General features: G+C 72.1%; 18 protein-coding genes. 3 read left to right on the plus strand and 15 right to left on the minus strand.

The window, feature by feature from the left end:
• Positions 1–29 precede the first annotated feature (29 nt).
• Positions 30–446: a GFA family protein gene (locus WMF12_RS12305; protein ID WP_437870994.1), complete on the plus strand. Its 417-nt coding sequence runs from the start codon at positions 30–32 to the stop codon at positions 444–446.
• Positions 447–556: 110 nt separating this feature from the next.
• On the opposite strand, the gene trxA is transcribed toward WMF12_RS12305, so the two are convergent.
• The 8 genes from trxA to WMF12_RS12345 all read right to left on the minus strand — a co-directional run bounded on the left by trxA (position 557) and on the right by WMF12_RS12345 (position 11,251).
• Entirely contained in the window at positions 557–958 is a 402-nt protein-coding gene (trxA, locus tag WMF12_RS12310) for a thioredoxin (protein ID WP_437745803.1), read from the minus strand.
• A gap of 63 nt (positions 959–1,021) precedes the next feature.
• Positions 1,022–1,468, minus strand: a complete 447-nt coding sequence (locus tag WMF12_RS12315) for a hypothetical protein (protein WP_437745804.1) — start codon at positions 1,466–1,468, stop codon at positions 1,022–1,024.
• A 7-nt stretch (positions 1,469–1,475) separates the two neighbouring features.
• Complete coding sequence (locus WMF12_RS12320) at positions 1,476–1,865, minus strand: DUF4150 domain-containing protein (protein WP_437745805.1); 390 nt, start codon at positions 1,863–1,865, stop codon at positions 1,476–1,478.
• 12 nt (positions 1,866–1,877) lie between these two features.
• On the minus strand, positions 1,878–2,528 hold the full coding sequence (locus WMF12_RS12325; protein WP_437870996.1) for a DUF3540 domain-containing protein: 651 nt from the start codon (positions 2,526–2,528) through the stop codon (positions 1,878–1,880).
• A 33-nt stretch (positions 2,529–2,561) separates the two neighbouring features.
• On the minus strand, positions 2,562–3,605 hold the full coding sequence (locus WMF12_RS12330; RefSeq protein WP_437870998.1) for a pentapeptide repeat-containing protein: 1,044 nt from the start codon (positions 3,603–3,605) through the stop codon (positions 2,562–2,564).
• Positions 3,602–6,277 (minus strand): DUF2169 domain-containing protein, encoded by a 2,676-nt coding sequence (locus tag WMF12_RS12335; RefSeq protein ID WP_437871002.1) that lies wholly within the window; start codon positions 6,275–6,277, stop codon positions 3,602–3,604. The genes WMF12_RS12330 and WMF12_RS12335 overlap by 4 nt, the downstream gene beginning before the upstream one ends.
• 110 nt (positions 6,278–6,387) lie before the next feature.
• Complete coding sequence (locus WMF12_RS12340; protein WP_437871011.1) at positions 6,388–8,811, minus strand: type VI secretion system Vgr family protein; 2,424 nt, start codon at positions 8,809–8,811, stop codon at positions 6,388–6,390.
• Between the two features lie 97 nt (positions 8,812–8,908).
• Entirely contained in the window at positions 8,909–11,251 is a 2,343-nt protein-coding gene (locus WMF12_RS12345; protein WP_437871015.1) for a DUF2169 family type VI secretion system accessory protein, read from the minus strand.
• A gap of 302 nt (positions 11,252–11,553) precedes the next feature.
• Between WMF12_RS12345 and WMF12_RS12350 the strand changes: the two genes are divergently transcribed.
• Positions 11,554–12,057, plus strand: coding sequence for a hypothetical protein (locus WMF12_RS12350; RefSeq protein ID WP_437871019.1), 504 nt, complete (start codon positions 11,554–11,556; stop codon positions 12,055–12,057).
• A 49-nt stretch (positions 12,058–12,106) separates the two neighbouring features.
• Here the strand turns inward: WMF12_RS12350 and WMF12_RS12355 are convergent, their stop codons facing one another.
• From WMF12_RS12355 to WMF12_RS12370, 4 genes are all read right to left on the minus strand, one after another.
• On the minus strand, positions 12,107–12,586 hold the full coding sequence (locus WMF12_RS12355; protein ID WP_437871022.1) for a hypothetical protein: 480 nt from the start codon (positions 12,584–12,586) through the stop codon (positions 12,107–12,109).
• 302 nt (positions 12,587–12,888) lie between these two features.
• Positions 12,889–14,022 carry a sigma 54-interacting transcriptional regulator gene (locus WMF12_RS12360; RefSeq protein WP_437871025.1) on the minus strand — a complete coding sequence of 378 codons (1,134 nt, stop codon included), beginning with the start codon at positions 14,020–14,022 and terminating at the stop codon, positions 12,889–12,891.
• Between the two features lie 14 nt (positions 14,023–14,036).
• A complete protein-coding gene (gene ssuE / locus WMF12_RS12365; RefSeq protein WP_437871028.1) occupies positions 14,037–14,603 on the minus strand; it encodes an NADPH-dependent FMN reductase in 567 nt (188 codons plus the stop codon).
• Positions 14,604–14,832: 229 nt separating this feature from the next.
• The gene (locus tag WMF12_RS12370; RefSeq protein WP_437871029.1) at positions 14,833–16,827 is read right to left on the minus strand and encodes a hypothetical protein; all 1,995 of its coding nucleotides are present in this window, start codon (positions 16,825–16,827) and stop codon (positions 14,833–14,835) included.
• A 31-nt stretch (positions 16,828–16,858) separates the two neighbouring features.
• Between WMF12_RS12370 and WMF12_RS12375 the strand changes: the two genes are divergently transcribed.
• Positions 16,859–17,071, plus strand: a complete 213-nt coding sequence (locus tag WMF12_RS12375; RefSeq protein WP_437871030.1) for a hypothetical protein — start codon at positions 16,859–16,861, stop codon at positions 17,069–17,071.
• A gap of 294 nt (positions 17,072–17,365) precedes the next feature.
• On the opposite strand, the gene WMF12_RS12380 is transcribed toward WMF12_RS12375, so the two are convergent.
• From WMF12_RS12380 to WMF12_RS12390, 3 genes are read right to left on the minus strand one after another with little or no spacing between them, the layout of a single operon-like run.
• A complete protein-coding gene (locus WMF12_RS12380; protein ID WP_437871032.1) occupies positions 17,366–18,112 on the minus strand; it encodes a hypothetical protein in 747 nt (248 codons plus the stop codon).
• The gene (locus tag WMF12_RS12385; protein ID WP_437871034.1) at positions 18,109–18,714 is read right to left on the minus strand and encodes an RNA polymerase sigma factor; all 606 of its coding nucleotides are present in this window, start codon (positions 18,712–18,714) and stop codon (positions 18,109–18,111) included. Before WMF12_RS12385 ends, WMF12_RS12380 begins: the two co-directional genes overlap by 4 nt.
• Positions 18,714–19,805, minus strand: a complete 1,092-nt coding sequence (locus WMF12_RS12390; RefSeq protein WP_437871035.1) for a hypothetical protein — start codon at positions 19,803–19,805, stop codon at positions 18,714–18,716. The genes WMF12_RS12385 and WMF12_RS12390 overlap by 1 nt, the downstream gene beginning before the upstream one ends.
• Positions 19,806–19,837 lie beyond the last annotated feature (32 nt).

The raw sequence follows: 19,837 nt of genomic DNA on the forward strand, positions 1-19,837 counted from the left end.
CGAGATCCAGGAACCAGGAGGCGACGGCCATGTCCGAGGCTCAGCACAACGGCGGCTGTTTGTGCGGCGCGATCCGCTACCGAGCGCGCGGCGCGCCGGTGAGCGTCAATGTCTGCTACTGCAGCCAGTGCCGGCGCCAGACCGGCGCGCCGATGCCGGCGTTCGCGTCCTTTTCTGACGAGCAGTTCGAGCTGCTCTCCGGCGCGCCCGCGACCTATCGCTCATCGAGCTCCGCGGTCCGCCAGTTCTGCGCGACCTGCGGATCGTCGCTGTTCTGGCGCCGTGACGGGGCGCGGGAACTCGACATCTTCCTCGGTACGATGGACCGACCCGGCGACGTGCCTCCGCCTACCTTCCAGCTCTGGACCGTGCACCGCGTGCCCTGGCTGCCCGCCATCCAGGGGGCCACCGACTATCGCGGGGACAAGGCCGGCAGCCAGAGCTGACCCGACGTCGCCGAGCGGACGGCTGTCGGCGGTCATGAGCAGCCGAGCCGCGGCTCACCCGCGCTGGCAGGGCGCCCCGCCGGAGGGCCGCCCCGGGGGCCGCGCTCTCCTCAGGGGCCTTCGCCGGCGCTGTCTCCGCCGGCGGCCTCCTTCGCTTCCTCCTCGGCGATCTTCGCCCGCACCTCGTCCATGTCGAGCGAGCGCACCTTCTCGATCACCTGATCGAGCGCCGAAGCGGGCAGCGAGCCCGCCTCCGCGAACAGGAGGACCTTCTCGCGGAAGATGAAGAGCGTCGGGATCGAGCGGATGTTGAAAGCCTGCGCCAGGTCCTTCTGGTCGTCCGTGTTGATCTTCCCGAACACGATGTCCGCGTGCTTCTCGGAGGCCTTCTCGAAGACGGGCCCGAAGACACGGCAGGGGCCGCACCAGGGCGCCCACCAGTCGACGAGGACGATGCCGTTCGACTCGACCGTCTTCTCGAAATTCTCCGCGCTGAGCTCGATGGTACTCATCCGCGGAGCATACCCCCGAGACCCGCCCTTGTCGCCGAGCGAGCGGCCAGGCGCCGCCGGCGCTCAGGGCGCGTTGCAGACCATGATGTGCTCGATCGCCTCGACGAGGAGCTGCTCGACGCGCTCGGGCCCGACGTCGGCGGCGCGGGCGAACCGCTCCAGATCGAACGGCGTGGGGTTGACCTCGAGGTAGGCGAGGATCTGGAGCGGGTGGCCGGCCCAGCGGATGACGCAGAAGCCGACCACGTTGCGGCTGGCCCTGGCCTCGCGCAGGCCGAGGGCGAGCTCGACGCTCGGCGTGTCGTGCCCCTCGTCGAGCACGATGCGCGGCGCGTGCCCCGCCTTGCGGAGCTCGGCGGCGAACTCCTCCATCTGAGGGCGGAGCAGGCGCTCGCGCAGGTCGTCGAACTCGCGGAGGAAATCCGCCTCCGCGGGGGCGCGCGCCTCCTCGAGGCGCCGCGCATAGCGGGCCGCGAGGCGCTCGATGCGGAGCCGGTTGTGCTCTTTCAAGGGCCGCCTACGGGGCGAGAAGGAGCACCTTGAGCTGGCTCGGGACGATGCTGACCCCGGGCGCGTTGACGGAGTTCTGCATCGTGACGCTCGTCATCCGCGTGGCCGGCGCGCCGCCGACGAGCACGGTGAAGGCCGCCGTGACGTGCCGCGAGGGGCCCATCACCGTGTGCGAGACGACGCCCGTCTCCAGGCCGGCGTTGTCGCCGTTCGTCAGCGGCACCTGGGTCGTCATGTTGTGCGCCGGCGTGCACATGAACAGGACGTTGTAGACCGCCGGCACCCCCATGGGCTGCGCCGCCAGGTTGGGGTAGGGCACCGGCAGGTGCGCCGGCGGCGTGAGGCACACGTCGGGTCCGCCCAGGGCCATGCCTCCCATCTGCGTGTTCGCGAACATCTGTGCCTCCCGTCAGCCGAGGTGGATCTGCCCGCCGTCGATCTTGGTCAGCTCGCCGCTCGAGACGAGCGTCGCCTGCGCCTTGATGTTCACCGCGGCCTTCGCGGTGACCTCGTAGTACTGCGCCCGCACCTGCTCCGACTCGGCGATGAACCGGTACGCCCGGTCGAGCCGCTGCACCCAGCGCTCCGCGATCGACTCGACCGACCGCGCGACCGTCTTCACGCGGTCCACCTGCGCGACGAGCCGCTCGCCCACGTACGTCATCGCCCCGACCGCGAGCGACCCCTCGCTCGCCGCGACGCGCACCTTGCCCGCGGCCACCGCGGCCTCGGCCGGCGTCACGAGGCGCACACCCTCGGCCGCGGCCACCGTGACGCGGCCGCGCGGGGCGCTCACCTCGAGGTCCCCCTCGGCCACGAGGCGCGTCGGCGCGTCGCCCTCGCGGTCGAGCACCGCGAGCACGTGGCACCCCGCGTCGTGCAGCGCGACGAGCACCCGGTCGCCGAGCGCCGGCTCGACAAGGCAGCTCACCGCGCGCTTCGCCGCGTAGTCGCCCGACCCGACGCGCACCTGGAACGACCCGTCCGTCGCTCCGATCACCGCGCCGACCTCCTGGATCGCGAAGGTCTCCACCCGCTGTCTGGCCAGATTGTCTCGCATCGTGTCTCTCCTGCTGTCGGGAGGGGCATCCCCTCAGGGCGTCCAGCGCTCGGCTTCGAGCAGCTCCGGGTCGTCGCCGAGCGCGGCGGACCGGCTCGTGAAGGTCGCGCCCGCGTCGCGCGTCTGGTGGAAGCGGGCGCGGAAGAGCTTCGCGCCGGAAAGATCCGCCTTCTCGACGCTCGCGTGCGAGAAATCGGCATACGTGAGGTCCGCGTCGCGGAAGCTCGCCGTCGGGCACGCCGCCCGCTGGAAGATGGCCTGGTAGAGGTCGGCGCCGGCGAGGTCCGCGGCCTCGAGGTCGGCCTCGGAGAAGATCGCCTGCCGCGCCTTGAGGCCCGCGGCCGACACGCCGGCGAGCCGCGCGCCGAGGAACAGGCCGCGCTCGGCGTCCGCGCCGTCGAGCTTCGCCGCGGTGAGGTCCGCGCCCTTGAAATTCGCCTGGACGAGCCGGGCCCCGCGCAGGTCGCACCCCGCGAGATCGGCGTCGGTGAGCTGCGAGAGGGTCAGGTCCATGCCCGACAGGTCCTGCCCGCGGAGGCGGGCGCCGACCAGCACCGCGAGGTGGAGCGTCGCGCCGCGCAGGCTCGCGGTCGACAGGTCCGCCTTGATGAGGCAGGCCTGCTTGAGCTGCGCCCCGTCGAGCGCGAGGCGCGCGGCCTCGGTCTCCACGAGCGAGAACCGGTCCAGGTTGGCCTCGCGGAAGCTCGCCTCGTCGGCGCGCCCCTTGACCATGCTCCCGATCGTGAGGTTCACGCGGTCGAAGCTGGCCCGCGAGGCGTCGCACTCGGCGAAGCTCGCAGCCACGAGATCGCCGCCGTCGAGGCGCGCGTGGAGGAGCGCGCACCGGCTCCACACGGCGTGGCGGGCCCGCGCGCCGGAGAGGTCGGCGCTCGAGAGATCGCACCCGTTGAACATGGACTCGCTGAGCTTCGCGCCCTTCAGCCTGGCGCCGCGGAAGCTCGTCTTCTCGAACACGACGCCCGACAGGTCGAGCCCCGATAGATCGAGCCCCGACAGGTCCTCCCCGGCGATGACCTCGCCCTCGTCGACCTTCGCGAGCAGCTCTTCGCGCGTCACTTGCTCTGCCCCGTGAACACGACGTTCTTGATGTGCGCGTCGGAGAAGGTGGTCCGCTCATCGCCCTTGGCGTCGAGCAGGTTGGCGCGGAAGAGGTTCGTGTTGTCGAGGCGGGCGCCCGGCACCTTCGCCTTCTGGAGCATGGCGTCCATGAGGTTCGCGCCGGTCAGATCCGCCTCGGCCAGGTCCGAACGCATGAAGCGCGCGCCCTTGCCCGAGAGCTGCGCGAGGCGCGCCCTCCGGAGGTTCGCCTCGCTGAAGTCCGCGCCGTCCGCCGAGGCGCCCTCGAAGATCGCGCCCTCCAGATCGACCCCGCGGAGGTTCGCCCGCGCGAGCTCGGCGCCGGAGAAGTCCGCGCCCGGCAGCGCGGAGGCGGAGACGACGCGCAGGGCCGCGGCCCTCGCCTTCCGGAACGAGGCCTTCTCGCCCTTGAAGTCGACGAGGGCCGCGTCCTCGAGCTCGGCCTCGCCGAAGTCCGCGCCCGCCCCCGTGCACTGGAAGAACGTCGCCTTGCGCAGGCTCGCGCCGGTGAAGCGCGCGCCCGTCAGGTCGAGCTGGAAGAAGAGGACGTCGTCCGCCGCGGCGCCGCTGAAGTCCGCGCCCGCGACCCTGGCCTCCAGGAAGTCGGCCCCGGCGAGGTCGGCGCCCGAGAGCCGCGCCTCCTCGAGCCACGCCTTGTGGAGCACCGCCTCGCGGAGGTCGACCCCGTCGAAGCTCGCGCGCGAGGCGCGCGCCTCGCCGAGGTTCGCCCCGCGCAGCGTGGCCTTCCCGAGCCGCGCGCCCTCGAGCTTCGCGCGCGTGAGCACCGCGCCGGTCAGATCGGCCCCGCTCAGATCACACGCCGAGAGATCCGCGCCCTCGAGGAGCGCCTCGCGGAGATCGGCGCCCGCGAGGCGGAGCTCGCGCAGATCGGCGCCCGTCAGATCGCGCCGCGCGAGCGACTCGCCGGCGGCGAGCGCCCGCTCGACCTCGGCGCGCAGCTCGGACCGCTTCCCCTCGGGCGCCGGATCCGCCGGCGGGTGGAAGTGAGCGAAGGCGCGGTACGCGAAGAGGACGTTCTCCTCGGCCTTGCGGAGGCCTGCGGCGAACGCCGGGTCCGCGAGCTTCGCCTCGAGGTCCTCCATCGGCGCGCCCGCCGTGCGCCCCACCTCCGCGAGCTCGCGCAGGCGGGCCAGCTCCTCGTCGGCGCTGAATTTCGGCGGGCCGCCGCCCTCGCGCTTGCCCTTCGCGACCGCCTCGTCGAAGTCGAGCCCCTGCTCGGCGCAGAGCTCGCGCGCCTCCTCCTCGGCGGCCTTGCGCTGCTCCTCGGCGTCCTTCTGGAGCGCCGCGCCCTCGCGCTCCATCCGCTCGGCGTAGTCCGCGAGCTCGTCCGGCCTCGGCTCCTCCGGGAGCTTGATCTCCCGCGGGAGCTTCTCGTCCGGGTTCATCCCGAGCACGAGCAAGGTGAGCCGCGCCTGGTCGAGCTCGCGCTGCGCTCGCGAGATCGACCGCCGCTCCATCGCCCGCTCGCGCCGGATGAGCTCGTCCATGTCGCTGATCGCCTCGTCCGGGAACGACGGGGCGTCGGGGTCGGGCTCCGGGAGGAGCTCCTGCTCGCGCAGCGCGTGGAGGTGCCCCTTCTCCTTGTCGAGCCGCCGCTCCAGCGCGCCGCGGTAGTGCTCGATCGGCCTCGGCGCGTCGGCCCGCTCGAGGCCGGCGAGCAGCAGGCGCACGTCCGCGGCGTCGTCCTCGGCGACGGGGACGACGCCGCGGAAGATGGCGACGCCGCGCTCGATGTTGGGAAACAGGAGCACCGTCTCCAGGCGCGTCGCGACCTCCCGGAGGGGCTCCTCGCCGTCGGTCACCGTCTCGCCCGCCTCGCCCCGCTGCCGCACGAAGCACCGGGCGCGGAGCCTCGGGGCGTGGGTCTCGATGAGCGGCCGCGCCGGGTGCAGGTTCTTCAGGCGGATGGCCTCGCCGCCCTCGAGAACCTCGGGCAGCCGCTGATCCTCCGGGGCGACCTGGAAGTACTCGGGGTCGAGATCCCGGGCGAAGCCGGGAAAGTCGTTCTGGAGCCACTCGCCGCCGTACGTGCCGAGCTTGGCCACCCGCGACGCGAGCGTGGGGTCGAGGGCCCCGAAGCCCGCGGGCGGCGGCCTGTCGCCCGGCGACATGAGGAGCTGTCGCGGGTCTTCGAGGTGGGGCAGGTAATGCGCCTTGACCCCTTCTTCCTCGATGGGCCCGAGCCCCATCCCCTTCGGGTTCAGCGCGTAATCCGGTCCTCCAAAGGCGTTTTCCCAGGTGAGCGGCATCTCGGTGATCGGCTCTGGCTCCGTCGGCGCGCCGAGGTGCCATCGCCGCTTGCCGACGACGGCGACGGACTTGTCGACGAGGGGCTTGTCGACCGGGCCGACCTGCAGGCCCGCCGCGAACGCCGGCCGGGGCTCGCCTCCCGGCGAGAACGCCTTGCCGAAGACGAGGACCTCGCCGCGCGGCTTGGGCATGCCCTCGTCGAGGAGGCCGTCCTTGCCGAGCGCGGGCATCACCCGCTGCCACATCGAGACCTCGGGCAGCGGGATCTCGGGGGCGTCGAGCGGGAAGAACACGAGGAGCCCGATGCTCAGGTGATGATTGCGCCGGACGGTGAGCACGCGCTGGAGGACGGAGAGGCGGAGAGGCTTGATGACACGCATGGAGTTCGAATGACCGGTTGTGGCGGGGGGGCGCCTCGCGCGCGCCCTGGTGTGGCCGAGGCCGATGTCTCTCCGGAGCGGCGACCGCGAGCGCGCGGCGCGCCTCGCCGCTAGCTGACCACGAAGATGCCGTGTTTCCTGATCTCGGCCGCGACGCTCTCCAGGGTGAAGCTCCCGTTCTTGAGCTCGACGGTCTTCGTCGTGAACTTCGGACCCTGGATCGTCAGCTCCGGACCGTTCTTCACGGACACCGTCGCGCCGAGCTTGAACTCCACGGCGCTGCTGAGGTTGAACGAGAGCTTCTGGCCCATGACGAGCTCCTGGGTCCTGCTGCACGAGAGCGACTGCTTGCTCCCCACCGTGAGCTCCTGCGCGTTCGTCACCTTGAGCTCCGTCGTGTTCGCCAGCTTGATGTCGAGCGAGCGGGAGACGTTGATCGACGTGAAGTTGCCGACCTTCACGTCGAGCGATTTGCCGGCGGTCACCGACGTGGCGTTCGTGAGCTTGAAATCGCTCGTGGCGCCGACCACGATCGAGCGGAACGCGCCCAGCTTGGCGTCGAGCGAGCCGCCCACCACGGTCGACGAGCTGGCCCCGAACACGTGGGCTCGCGCGCTCCCCAACGTGGTGACGCTGTAGTCGCCGGTCCTCTCGACGTGGTGATTGGCCTTCAGGATCTCCTTCTTGTCGCCCTCGGCCTCGAGCCACAGCTTGCCCTTCGCCGAGATCTCGACGTCGTTCCCGAGGGCCTTGACGACGACCTTGCCCGTGGTCGAGGTGATCGACACATCCCCCTTGGCCGTCTCGGTGAGGGTGCCTGCGACGGCCGTCGTCATGATGTTGCCCGCTGTCGCGGTCGTCGTGATGTGGCCCGAGTCGGAGGTCGTCGTGATGTCGTTCTCGACATGGCTCCTCCAGCTCGCGCCCACCTCGAAATCCATGTTCTGCCCGGCGTCGAGCAGGATCCTGCCATCGGTCTTGCCGATGAACTCGTGCCCCTTGTTGGGCGATCCCATGCGCAGGTACGTGTTCGAGTGCGGCGTCGAGAGCGTGATGCGCTGCGCTCCGGCCTGGTCCTCGAGCTCGAGGCGGTTCCTGCCGCCGGTCTGGATGACGTTCTTCGTGTGGTTGCCGCTCGTCACCGGGCTCGGCGTGAGCACGTTGGGCACGACGCCGGAGATCACGGGCCGATCCGGGTCGCCGCCGAGGAAGCTCAGCACGACCTCGGTCCCCCGCCGCAGCGGGAAATGGAACCCTTCGACGCCGCCGCCGTGCGGCTGCATCATGCGCACGTACGTGGACCCGCTGCCGTCGCGCGGGCTCGCCTCGTCGAACTTGAGCTTCACCAGGTAGCGCCCGTGCTCGTCGATCTGCGCGTACTCGCTCGACGCGGAGCCGTCGACCGCGCCGTTCTCGTAACCGTAGATGCGCGGCCACGCCGTCCGCGACTCCGCACGGAACTGCGTCGCCGCCGGGATGGCCGAGACCTCGACGAAATAGACCTCCTCGTGCGCGAGCCCGGCGAGCTCCGCGAAGTCGCTGTGCCCGGCGGACTGGTTGCCGTGGTGGCGCAGCTCGACAGCGAGGTACTTCGCGTTGAACCGCGCGCGCGGGTGGTCCTCGAGCTCGAACGTGTACCCCGAGCGCAGGTGGAGCCGCGCGCCGGCGGCCTGGTAGACCGCCTCCCGGGCGAGGTACTCCTCGGCGCGCAGCTGGGCCAGCCGCTTGCCGGCGTCGGCGCTGAAGAAGCGCTCGCCGTGGAGGCTGATCTCCCCGGTGCCGTACTGGGACACCGGGGCCGCGCCGGCGAGGGGGAACTGCGGCCGGACATAGTCGTAGTCCTTGAGCTTCACCCGCGACGGCAGCGCCCCGTGCTGGCAGGAGAAGGTGCGGAACGAGGCGGAGGCGCTGCGGTCCTCGCCGGTCTGCGGGTGGTAGCGGACCGGCGCGCCGAGCACCTCGGCCGGGTAGCTCTTGTCGTCGCAGAGGACGAGCTTCTCTCCGTCCTCGGTGTGTTCGAAGTAATAAAAGATCCCCTCCCGCTCCATCCAGCGCGAGATGAAATCGAAGTCGCTCTCGCGGTACTGGCAGATGTGCTCCTCGGCCTCGTAGCTGCCGAGGTTGAGCTCGACATCGCCGCCCGCGATGCCGTTCTCCTCGAGAACGAGCCTGATCACGTCGGGCACGCTCTTCTTCGTGAAGATGCGGCTGTGCTTCGACAGGGTGAGCCCCCAGAGCCGCGGCACCAGCACCGCGCGCAGCAGCGCGCGCCCGCCGAACTCGTGCAGGAGATCGACGCCGGCGAGCACGCCGGCGAACACGTAGGGCGGGGTCGTGTCGGACTGGCGATCGATCCAGAGCCGCGCCTTGGCCCCGACCATCTCCGCAAAGTCCGTGTCATCGTCGCCTTCGCTCGGGATGGACAGGAAGATCTCGAACCTGTACGGGCGCGAGATCGCCTCCACGCCGCGAAATCCGACGACGCGCGCCGGGCCCTCCAGGATGCTCGAAGAGAAGCTGATGAGGTCGCTCATGGTGGTGTCTCTTCCTGGCGCGAGGAGGTGAATCAATCCGCCTTGACCATCCCGAGGCGGCCCGTCCTGTGGAGTTAGACAAAAGAGAGCCTGGGCGTCAACCCTGTGAAGAAACGTTAATGTCCTCTTCGGGCTCCGGCGGTGGGGTCTCGACGATGTCGCGCAAGATCGCGCCGCTCGACTTCGCGTTTGCGAGCCTGACGCCGTGGAGGTTGGCGCCCGCGAGATCCGCTTCGCGCAGATCGGCGCCATCGACGTTGGCGCAGGGGAGCCTCGCTTCCTTGAGCTTCGCCGCGCGGAGGATGGCGCCGGCGAGGTTGGCGTTCGCGAAGCTCGATCGCGAGATGTCCGCCTTGCTCCCGTTGACGTCGGTGAGGCTCGCCCGGTCGAAGACCGCCTCGAGCAGGCGCGCCTGCCGCAGGTCGGCGCCGTCGAGCGCCGCGCCGTCGAAGCGCGCGTGCGAGCCTCTGGCCGAGGTGAGGTCCGCGCTCGTGAGGATCGCCGACGAGAGCGCCGCGCGGTCGAGCGTGGCGCGGGAGAGATCGGCGCGCGTCAGGTCGGCCGCCTGGAAGCTCGCGTCGGTGAGATCCGCGCCGCTCAGGTTCGCCCGGGCGAGGCGCGCGGACGCGAAGTTGCACCGGGCGAGCCCCGCGCCGGCGAGGTTGACGCGCTCGAGCGAGGCGCCGCTCCAGTCGATCCCCTCGAGATCGGCGCCCGCGAGATCGAGGTCGTAGAGCGGCTGGCCGCTCCTCAGGCGGGCGAGCACCGCCGCGCGCAGGCCGCGAGCCTCCGGCTCCGGCTCGGGCGACGCGGCGGCCGGAGGAGGCGGCAGCTCCGGAGGAGGCGGCAGCTCCACGACGGCGGCGGCCTCTTCGGGTGCGGTCGGCGGCGGCTGCGTGTGCGGGGGTGGCGGGTCGACCGCGGGAGGCGGGTCGACCGCGGGAGGCGGGTCGACCACGGGTGGCGGGTCGACCACGGGGGGCGGGTCGACCACGGGGGGCGGGTCGACCGCGGGAGGCGGGTCGACCGCGGGGGGCGCCTCGTCAAGCCCGCCGAGCGGGGGCTGCACGCGCGCCGGCGGCTCGGGCGGAGAGGCCTCGGGCCCGGCATGGGCGAAGGGCATCGCAAACGGCACCGACCCCGGGGGAGGCGCCGCGCGCGGCGGCGGCTCCGGCGCCGGCAGGAAGGGCAGGGGAGGCGGCGCGAGCAGCGGCGCGACCTGCTGTGTGACGACGCTCCAGTGCGCCTCCTGGGGCCGCGAGAAGGGCAGCGGAGGCGGCGCGAGCAGCGGCGCGACCTGCTGTGTGACGACGCTCCAGTGCGCCTCCTGGGGCCGCGAGGAGGGCAGCGGAGGCGGCGAGAGCAGCGGCGTGACCCGCTGCGTGACGGCGCTCCAGTGCCCCGCCGGGAGCGCCGTCCCCCCGGCGGCGGGCGCGCCTTCCGGCGCCGCGACCGCGAGAGAGCCCTCCGCCGCCGGGGGCCACAGGACGGGGCGCCCTGCCATCTCGACGCCCGCGACCACCCGCATCCGCGCCGGCTCGTCGCCCGGCAGCAGCGCGACGTTCCCGCGAAAGATCAGCCAGCAGAGCAGGCGGTCCGCGTCGATGGTCAGCGTGTCGGCGACGAGCTCGATCGGCTGCCCGTGGTCGTCGCCTCCAGGCCCGAGCCGGTGGAGCCGCGCGAGCCCGCGGGCCGAAGGCAGGCAGGACTGGATCCGCGGGCAGTGCGGGTGCAGCCCCTCCAGGAGGATCCACTCGTCGCCGCGGAGGAACTCGAGCTGCTGGTCCGCGGGGGCGGCGACGAAATAGCGGAAGTCGAAGCTGCCCCCGAGCTCCGGAGCCGGGAGATCGGGCGCCTGATCCCGCGCGAGGAAGGCTCTCCTCGGGGCCCAGTGCCCCGCGACCGGCCCGACGCCCGCGGGCCTCGTGGGATCGGCCGGATCGACGATGTTCGGGAGCGCCGTCCCGGCGCCGACGCCCACCGGGTTCGCGTCGACGTGGGGGCCGCCGTAAGCGCGCTCGTACGCGAGCGGCATGAGGCCGAACGGACGCGGATCCGGGGCCTCTCGCGTGCGGTCGCCGTAGACGTGGAGCACCTTGTCGAGGACCCAGCGATCCTCGCGGAAGAGCGCGACCCGCACCGAGAGCGCCGTGGCGGTCGTCCCCGCCGGCGCGGCCGCGTGCCCGCGCACGAGGACCCCTGCGCACGGCAGGTAAGGGGCTGTCTCGCACGCCTCCTCCAGGCTGCCCCAGCCGTCTCGGAGCCGATCGGCGCGGATCAGGCCCGACGGGGCGGCGAGCTCGGCGCTCGTGTCGTGGACGAGGGCAAACGTGGCCTTGACCACGACCGTGAGCCGCTCTGCGCCCTGCGCGCGCCACAGGACGGCCCCGCAGGAGGCCGGTGTCAGGGCGACGACGGAGACAGGCCAGGACGATTGCACGGGCGTGAGCTCGACTGGCCCGCGCGCCTTCACCGCCGCGGAGGGCTCTCAGGCAACGGACGATACGCGTCGCGTCGCTCGGGCGCAAGCGCGGGAGTCGGCGGTGACGACCCCTCGTGTCGAGTCTTCTCACTCGACCATGTCGCTGTGAAGATCTCCCGGCGAGCGACGCGTCGGGCGTGCTCGCTGGTGCGGTGCAAGGACACGAGTGCTCCGCCACCGACGGAGAGCCCCGCGTCACGGCGCCGCGCGGGCGCCGTGCTACACCATCGGCGAAGCTCACCGTCGAAGGAGCGCCCGCCATGACCGATGCGTCTGTTCAAGCCCTCGCCGATGCGATGGATCTCGGATCGTTGCTGCAGGAAATCCGGGATCGACATGGTGAGTTCGATCTCCTCGCCCACTGGAAGCAGGGCGAGTTCCACCACGACGTGGTCCTCCGGGTGCACCGCTTCGCGCCGCTGCCGGCGCCGGTGCTCGTCGTGAGCACGAACTGCAACGGTGGCGTAAAGGAAGTGCTCTGCTTCGGCGACGTCCCGGAGCGTTATGCCCTCTGGCACCATCGCTGCCCCGGGGTGCCGGAGTTCTCTGGCGAGCTGCCGTCCATCGCCGCGCAGGCGCGGACGTCGCACTACTTCGATCCGTGCGAGCTGCTCGCGGCCGACGCGCGCAGCGAGCTGCGCCCCGAGTTCCGCGAGCGCGACGTCGGTGGAGGATGGCGCCCGCGGTGCGGACAGGCCGGCTCGCCGTTCGACGCCGAGCCCGGAGGAGCGCGCGGGTCAGCGCCAGGGGAGACGTGCTCGTGATGTGCCGGTGATCCTGGCCGCGCGAGGCCTCTCCGGCGGGCGAGCTCGCTCAGCGGCGCCTGTCGCCCATCGCGCCGCGCCCCGTGGCGCGGGCCGCGCAGAAGGCCGCGTCCAGCCGCAACGCCGCGCGCGACGCCTCGCCCGCCGTCGCGCCGCGCGCGCCCGCGGCTGCGGCGATCGCCTTTCTGAAGTGCGCGCCGGCCCTGCGGCGCTCGATCGCGACGAGCGCCAGGCAGAGCGCGACGAGCAGCACGTCGCGGGCGCTCGGCTCCGGCAGCGTCCACGCGAGCCAGCCGGTGGCGATCGCGAGCATCGCGGTACAGAGCTCCCAGGACGCGGCGCGCTCGGTGCCCTCCGACTCCGCCGTGGCGGCCAGCGCGCGCGTCACGCTGGGTGGCGGCTCGAGCTCCCCTCCGGAGAGCTCCGGCGCCCCTGCGCCGGGATTAACGGTCGCGCCGGCGCTCGCCGCGGGGCGCGCCAGGGTCGCTGCGACTGCCTTCGTTGCCGCACCGGGATGGATTGAGCTCATACAAACACCCTCCTCGCCTTGCCGTCCGGCCCTGCACGATCCCCAGGCTCGCACGTTGCGCGCCAACATGAAAAGAGCGACCCGACGTGCTCGGCGAGTCTGGAGCACGCATCGCGTGCGCATCTGTTGTGCAGGACACGCAATCGGTGCATCTGTTGTGCAGAACACGCAATCGGCCCGTGCCGCTCGAGGTTTGCTCGCGCCGGGGGCGCAGGGGGGCTTGTCGCTCTATATCGCACCTTCGTTGGTCTGGCGCGAGGCGCGGGCTCTCTTGGCGGGGCGGAGGGACGCGGCGGCGTCCATCAGGGCAGGGAGATCGGGAGTGCCGTCGCCGCCGCTCGCGCGTCTCCGGGCCTCGACGGGGCGGCCGGGGGCTCCGGCGTGGAGGGCTGCGCGATCTCGCCGGATTGCAGGAGGCGCGCGCGCACGAGATCGCGGCTGACGCCGAGGCGCGCCGCCGTCAGCCCCAGGTTGCGGTCGCAGCGGCGGTAGGCGGTGCGGATCACGATCTCCTCGACCCGCTCGTGCACGTTCGGGAGGTTGGCGTCGAAGAGGGCGGCGATGGTGTTCTCGAGCGTGGCCATCAGCCCGTCGACGCGGCTCGGCGGCTCGAGCGCGGCCGCCTTCGGGCGGAGGCTCGTGAACCGCAGATCCTTCCCTGTCACGCGGCCTGCGCGGCAGACGAGGAGCGCCTGGTGAATGACGTTCTCGAGCTCGCGGATGTTGCCCGGCCACGTGTGCGCGAGCAGGCGGTCCACCGCGGACGACGTGAGCACGCACGGCGTGGGCCCCAGGCGGCGCCCGTACATGCCCAGGAAATAGCGCGCGAGCGGCAGGATGTCGCCCGGCCGCTCGCGCAGGGCGGGGACCGCGATCGCCGCGCCGCTCAGCCTGGAGAGCAGGTCCTCACGGAACCCGCCGACGGCGACCACGTCGTTCAGCGGGACGTTCGTGGCCGCGATGACGCGCACGTCGACCGGCACCGGGGTCCGTGAGCCGAGCCGGACCACCTCGCGGTCCTCCAGCGCGCGCAGCAGCTTGACCTGCACGCCGAGCGGGAGATCCCCGATCTCGTCGAGGTAGAGCGTGCCGCCCTCGGCGGCCTCGAGCAGGCCGTGCTTCCTGGTGAGCGCCTTCGGGGACGCCCCCTGCTCGTGGCCGAAGAGCTCGCTCTCCGCGAGCGCGGGCGACAGCGCCGCGCAGCTCACGGCGAGGAAGGGCCGGCCGCGGCGCGCGCTGAGCTCGTGCACGTGCCGCGCGATGATCTCCTTGCCGGTGCCGATCTCGCCGGTGATGACCGCGGGCGCGTCGCCGGCTGCGACCTGCCTCGCGCGGCGGAGCAGCTCTTGCGATCTGGGGTCCTCGAAGAGGAGCGCCTTGGCGCGCTCTGTCGGCGCCGTGGTCGACTCGGGGGTGGGGAGCGTGAGCAAGCGCATGGGTGTACCGGCTCTCAGGCAGCCACCTCGCGCGCCGGCAGCGGGAGGCCTTCCCGGATCACGCTGTCGATGAAGGGCCTCACGATCTCTTCCAGCTTGCTCCCGAGCTCGTCATCGACGTCGAGCAGCCCGTCCTCCCCGAGCCGCAGCGCCTTGTCGAGCAGGAACAGCCCCGCGACGACGTGCCGCGCCCCGAGCGACTGGAGCACCGGACGGAGCGCGTAATCGATGGCCAGCACGTGCGCGAGCGTCCCGCCCGTCGCGAGGGGGAGAGCTGCCTTCCCCGCGAGCCCGAACTGCGGCAAGAGGTCGAGGAAGGCCTTGAGCGCCCCCGTGTACGAGGCCTTGTAAATGGGCGTCGCGATGACGACCCCGGCCGCCTCCGCGACGACCCGCGCCGCGTCCGCCAGGGCGGGGGAGTCGACGCGCCCGAGCAGGAGATCCTCGGCCGGGAGCTCGCGGACGTGGATGGTGGTGACGCGAAACCCCTCGCGCACGAGCCGCGCAGCGATGCGGGCCGCGAGCGCCGAGGTCTTCGAGCGCGCAGAGACACTTCCGGTGATGATGGCAATGCCTGACATGAGCGCAGCATACCAAGGCCCGAGAGTGATGTCTACTATAGCGGATGAATCATCCGTCGAGACGGATCGCACTGCCGCGGGGGGTCGGCCCGGGGGAGGGGCCGTGTGTGGGCGCGCGTGGGAGGATCGGTATCCGAGCGCAAGAGAACAAGAGAAGAAGAGGGCGCCCGTGGGGGGCCGGCGCCCTCTTCATGAGCGAACGCTCGCTCTCGCGATCACTCGCTCGCGGTCAGTTCTCGAACCGCACGTTGTCGAGGTAGTACGGACCGGCGTTGCTGGTCACGTTGAGGTTGAACTGCAGCTTCACGTCGCTGGCCCCTGCGTTCAGCGCGTTCTTGGTGGCCGTCGGCAGCTGGGCGAACTGGATCCTCACGAACTGGCCCCGGGGGAGCGGGGTGAGCGGGACGTTGCCGGCCCACTGGTTGTGGATGCCGGCCGAAGGGATCGAGATCAGCACTTCGATGTTCCCGACCCAGCTCGGGTTCGGCTGGACGGGAGACACGAAGAGATCGAGCGTGATCTTGTTGCCCACCGGCGCGAGGTTCGCCGAGCTGAAGCTCGGGCTGACGATCTCGTTGAACGAGGAGGGCGTCTTCACCTGGAGCGACGAGATGCCCTCCACGACGCGGCCCGAGTGGAGCGACAGCTGGGCCTGCGCCGACGTCCACGCGCCCGGCTTCTCGAACCCGAGGATCGGGTCGTTGAGGAGGAACTCCGCCATCACGTTCTTCCGGAACGGGATGAACACGCCCGTGAGGGCCTCCGAGATCTTGAAGCGCTGCCCGCCCGGCTCGTCCGGATCGGCCTCCAGCTGCTCCGAGGTCTGCGTGAACGGCCTCAGCTTCGCCAGCGTCGCGGTCGTGCCGAGATCGAGCTCGACGCTCGGGGAGCCCGTGGCGTCGCCGATCGGCTCATGGCACCCGCTGCACGATAGGGAGAACGCGCGCCCCACGACCTGATCCGGGGTGAGCGCGCTGCCCATCGCGGTGAGCTTGCTCTGGATGCTGGTCCTGAGGGCCGAGGGCCCGGCGCCGAACGTCGCGAAGTAGTTGTTCTGGAGGCCGATCATCTGGCTCTCTCCGGCGTTCATCGTCGTCGGATAGCTCGGCTCCAGGGCGAAGCGGTTGATGTCGTCGGCCGCGGCGAGCCGCTCCACGAGGCCCGGGAACGACGTGCTCCTGAAGGCGACGGCGCGCGCGTCGGTCGAGGCAGGATCGAAGAGCGGCGCGGCCGGGTTGTCCTTCACGAACGACGGGGTCACGACCAGCGTGGCGCTGCTCCCCGAGCCGCTGTGAAGGAGCCTGAACTCCCGCAGGTTCCACGTGGTGAAGGGCTCGGGCGGATCGCCGTCGACCTCGGGGGCGAAGAGGAACTCGTTGGTCCGGATCTGGCCGCCGTACGGCCCCGCGTTCTGGCCGTAGTGATCGATGTGGAGGACGGGCTCGAACCCCCCAGGCAGGCCGTCGAAATAGAAGGCGAGCAGCTCGTCCCGCCGCGTCTCGAGGCTCTTCGCCGGATCCGACAGGTGGTACCAGAAGTCGACGACCGGGCGGCATCCTTCCCGGCCAAGGCTCGGCGTCGGGTTGGGCAGCCGGCCCTCGAAGATGATGAAGTTGCGCATCTGGAACGCGCTCTCCGGGATGCCCGAGCGCCTGGCGAAGACGACGCGGTACTCACCGCAGTTGGCGCCGTCCGGCGGGGCGAGGTCGAAGCGGTTCGCCAGGGTCGTGGCGACGTACGCGTTCGGGGCTTCCTCGTCGGCGAAAGGATCCCTGTCGGCCTCCTCGCCCACGACGCGGGGGCAGTCGATCGGCCACCCGTTGATGGACCCGGCCGAGCCGGGGATCACCACGTCATCGCAGTGCGGGCCGAGGCCGATCCCGTCCGCGGCCTTCCGGTTCGTGTCCATGAACTGCCGGAAGAGCTGGAGGGGCGTCAGGCTGACGCCCGCCTGATCGATGAGCTGCTGGAGCACGTCCTTCAGCTTGAAGGCGCCGAGGATGTCGGTGTTCGTGACGACGAGCGACCTCCGCTCGTTGATGGGGAAAGGAAGCGAGAGCGCCTGGCCGGCCTCCGCGATCTCCCCCTCGGCGAGATCGGCCGGAGCGCCGTCCGTGGGCCCGAGATCCGCGCAAGAAACCGGCAGTATCGCGAGCGCGGCCAGCGCGGCGCGCCGCGCCCCCTGCCACGCGCCGGGGGAGGCAGGATCAGAATGAGAGCGCACCGGACTGCTCGAACTCGATAGCTTCGACGACATGAAACCTCCTGAAATGACCCCGAAGAACGGCGGAGCCGCGCGAGAGCACGAGGTGCGCGCTCGCGGATGGACGGGGCGGCCCGAGGAGGACGACCGCCGGCGAGCGCCCGCGTCGGTCCGCAAAGAGACGACGCCCGGCGCGCGCCGCATGGGCGACGTGCCTCGCCGAGGCCAGCGCTGCCACGGCAGCCTGGCCTCATCGAGCCGCTGAATCCACCGTTCTGCGATGAAACGTCAGGGCGCCGCCGCCTCTCGGCGCGGCCGCCCGTGAACGCGGGACGTATGTTAATGCTGTTTACGTACAGGGCAAGCGATATGAACGCTCGTGTTTGTACTCGCGTTAATTTTTCGCGGTCCGTGCGAGCGTCGTTTTCATGTCCATTTCATGTCGTCCGGGCGAGCGTCGATGTCGTCGCCGCTGGCGCAAGCGAGGAGATCCCGCTCGTGTGCTCGAACGTGGTGTGGAGTTTGCTGTTTGCTGGCGGAGCCGCGGTCGTGGAGGCAATCACCGAGCCGCGCCGACGATCCGGCGCAGCGGCTCGGCGAAGGAGCTCGATGGATACCGCGCGAAGAACGCCGCCGCGCGCGCCCGCGCCTCGTCGGCGCGCCCGAGGCGCACCAGCGCGCGGATCGCGATGAACTCCCGCTCTTCCGCGAGCCGCCCCTTCGGGAACTCGGCCTGGTGCCTCTCCAGCGCGGCGAGGGCGGCCTCCGGATCCTGCGCGAGCGCCGCTCTGGACGCGTCGACGAGGTTGGACTCCCGGACCAGGTCGTCGCCGTCCGCCGCGGCGCTCGCCTCCGGCGCTGGCGCGGCCGGTCGGGGGCTCCGCGGCGCCTCGCGGCGGAGGGCGGAGGGGGTCGGGCGCGGCGCCTCGGCCGACGGCGCTTCGGCCGCCGGCGACCCGGCCGCCACGCGGCCTTCCGCGTGGGAGAGCAGCCGCTCCAGCGGCAGATCGGTGAGCACCGGAGGCGGCGCGATCGGCGCGGCGGCGCTCGGGGCCTCGCCCAGGACGGCGTGGAGCCCTGCCCCGCCCGCCCCGATGCCCGCCGCGAGGAAGATCCCCTTGATCCATGCCGGCATCGTCGCGCCGGCGGCCGCGCCCGCGGCCGTCTCGAGCGGCGCCACCCGGGCCGCGGTGCGCGCGAGCTCGGCGGAGGTCATCTGCCGGATCGGCGCGGCGGCGCGGAGCAGCTCGCGTGCGCCGGGCGGGGCGCCTCCTCCTTCCTGGTTCCATCGCTTCGGATCGCTCATCTGGCCCCCCTGCGCGCGCGCTCGGCCTCGGACTTCTTCAGGAGCGTCGCGAACTCCTTCCGCGCCGCGTGGAGCCGCGAGTAGACGGTCCCCACGGGGACGCCGACGAGGCGCGCGATCTCGTCGCACGGCATCTCTTCGATCTCGAACATGACGAACACGGCCCGGCGATCGAGATCCATGGCCTCGAGGATGCCCTCGAGCTGCAGCCGCGCCTCGCGGCTGGAGGTGATCTCTTCCGGGCCGCGCGCGGAGTCCGGCACGTCGTCCACCACCTCGCCGAGCCGCTCGCGGCGCGTGTGGGCGCGGCGGCGGTGAGACGAGGCGACGCGGCGGCAGATGGCGAAGAGCCAGGTCGTGATCGGGCAAGCCCAGTCGAAGGACGGGAGCCGCTGCTGGACGACCACGAAGACGTCCTGGAAGGCATCCTCCAGGTCAGGGTGCTGGATGCCGAACCGCTGGAGGGTCGCCCAGACGAAGTTGCCGTGCTCGGCGTGCAGGGCGACGAGGCTCCGCGGCGGCTGCTTGGCGTCGCGCAGGACGTCGGCTCGTAAGCACTGCTCCACGGAAAACTGAATGCCGGCAGCCCGGGGATCCTTCATCAAAATGTGAGGCCGACCCCCCCGAACACCGCGGCGGCGAGCGCGGCCTGCTCCAGACCCGTCGGCAGCCCGCCCTCGAGCTGGAAATCGTACCGTGTCACTGGAACGAAGAGATCGATGCCTGTCTCGAGCCGCAGCGGCCCGATGACACGGACGCCGAGCCGCGTGCCGGCCCCGAGGCTGAGCCACGCGCGGGAGCCGACGTCGGTCGGCAGGATCGTCGGGGGGACGTCGTCGTCCCCGTGGATGACGGCGTAGATGGCGCCCGCCACCGCCCGGCCGCAGAGCCCGAAGGCGACCGAGCCGCTCCGGACCATTTCAACGCACGCGCCGAGCCAGCCCGCCGTGAGCCCGAAGGCGAACGTCCGCTGGGCCGCGTGCTGCTCCGGAAGCCACAGCGCGCCCGTCTCGAGCGTCCACCGCGGCAGGATCGACCACTCGCCCGACAAGGCGACGCCGAACCCGGGCGAGGGGACGATGCCCGTGGAAGCGAACCCGCGCCAGGAGATCGAGAGCCGGGGCGGCGGCGCGCCCTCGGCCGGGGGCGGCGTGGTCTGGGCCTGCGCCGGCCAGGGGAACGGCGGCTCCGGCGCCCGCTCCGCCGCCGGAGGGCGCGCAGGCAGCGGCGGGGGACGCGGCGCCTCGGGGGCCTGCGGGGGGCGCGGCGCCTCGGCGGTCGGGGGGGCGAGGCCGGCCTCGGGATCGGTCGCGAGCAGGATGTGCACCGCCGCAGCGGCCACGATCCCGTCGCAGCTTTGCCGGTCGTCGGAGAGCTCGCGGACCGTCGGCGGGGCGCCGTCGCACAGCTCCGTCCGGATCGTGGCCGACCAGGCCCCGGGCTGCCCCTGCACCACGGCCTCGATCGAGGCGGCCTTGCCCGTCGTGACGAGCTCCCGCCCGAGCCGCCGCGAGATCTCGGCGCGGAACCGGGACGCCGACGGGCACCGCCCCTCCGCGCCCGCGAGGCGCACCCACGACACGTCCGCGGCCGCGCGATCGCACTCCGCCCGCGCGCGCGGCACGCCGGTGAGCGCGAGCGCCGCGCAGGCGCCCAGCGCCGAGACGAGCGCACGTGCGGCCGGCGCGCTCACCGTCCGCTCCCTTCCTCTCGCCCGAACGATCC

Source organism: Sorangium sp. So ce363 (assembly GCF_051520435.1).
In the GTDB taxonomy this organism is placed as follows: domain Bacteria; phylum Myxococcota_A; class Polyangia; order Polyangiales; family Polyangiaceae; genus Sorangium; species Sorangium cellulosum_B.

Excerpts from the sequence above, each read along its gene's own strand:
- WMF12_RS12320 (WP_437745805.1), bottom strand. The coding sequence starts at position 1,865 with ATGTTCGCGAACACGCAGATGGGAGGCATGGCCCTGGGCGGACCCGAC.
- WMF12_RS12375 (WP_437871030.1), top strand. The coding sequence starts at position 16,859 with ATGAAACCTCCTGAAATGACCCCGAAGAACGGCGGAGCCGCGCGAGAG.
- ssuE (WP_437871028.1), bottom strand. The coding sequence starts at position 14,603 with ATGTCAGGCATTGCCATCATCACCGGAAGTGTCTCTGCGCGCTCGAAG.
- WMF12_RS12305 (WP_437870994.1), top strand. The coding sequence starts at position 30 with ATGTCCGAGGCTCAGCACAACGGCGGCTGTTTGTGCGGCGCGATCCGC.
- trxA (WP_437745803.1), bottom strand. The coding sequence starts at position 958 with ATGAGTACCATCGAGCTCAGCGCGGAGAATTTCGAGAAGACGGTCGAG.
- WMF12_RS12380 (WP_437871032.1), bottom strand. The coding sequence starts at position 18,112 with ATGAGCGATCCGAAGCGATGGAACCAGGAAGGAGGAGGCGCCCCGCCC.
- WMF12_RS12350 (WP_437871019.1), top strand. The coding sequence starts at position 11,554 with ATGACCGATGCGTCTGTTCAAGCCCTCGCCGATGCGATGGATCTCGGA.
- WMF12_RS12360 (WP_437871025.1), bottom strand. The coding sequence starts at position 14,022 with ATGCGCTTGCTCACGCTCCCCACCCCCGAGTCGACCACGGCGCCGACA.
- WMF12_RS12335 (WP_437871002.1), bottom strand. The coding sequence starts at position 6,277 with ATGCGTGTCATCAAGCCTCTCCGCCTCTCCGTCCTCCAGCGCGTGCTC.
- WMF12_RS12355 (WP_437871022.1), bottom strand. The coding sequence starts at position 12,586 with ATGAGCTCAATCCATCCCGGTGCGGCAACGAAGGCAGTCGCAGCGACC.
- WMF12_RS12325 (WP_437870996.1), bottom strand. The coding sequence starts at position 2,528 with ATGCGAGACAATCTGGCCAGACAGCGGGTGGAGACCTTCGCGATCCAG.
- WMF12_RS12385 (WP_437871034.1), bottom strand. The coding sequence starts at position 18,714 with ATGAAGGATCCCCGGGCTGCCGGCATTCAGTTTTCCGTGGAGCAGTGC.
- WMF12_RS12340 (WP_437871011.1), bottom strand. The coding sequence starts at position 8,811 with ATGAGCGACCTCATCAGCTTCTCTTCGAGCATCCTGGAGGGCCCGGCG.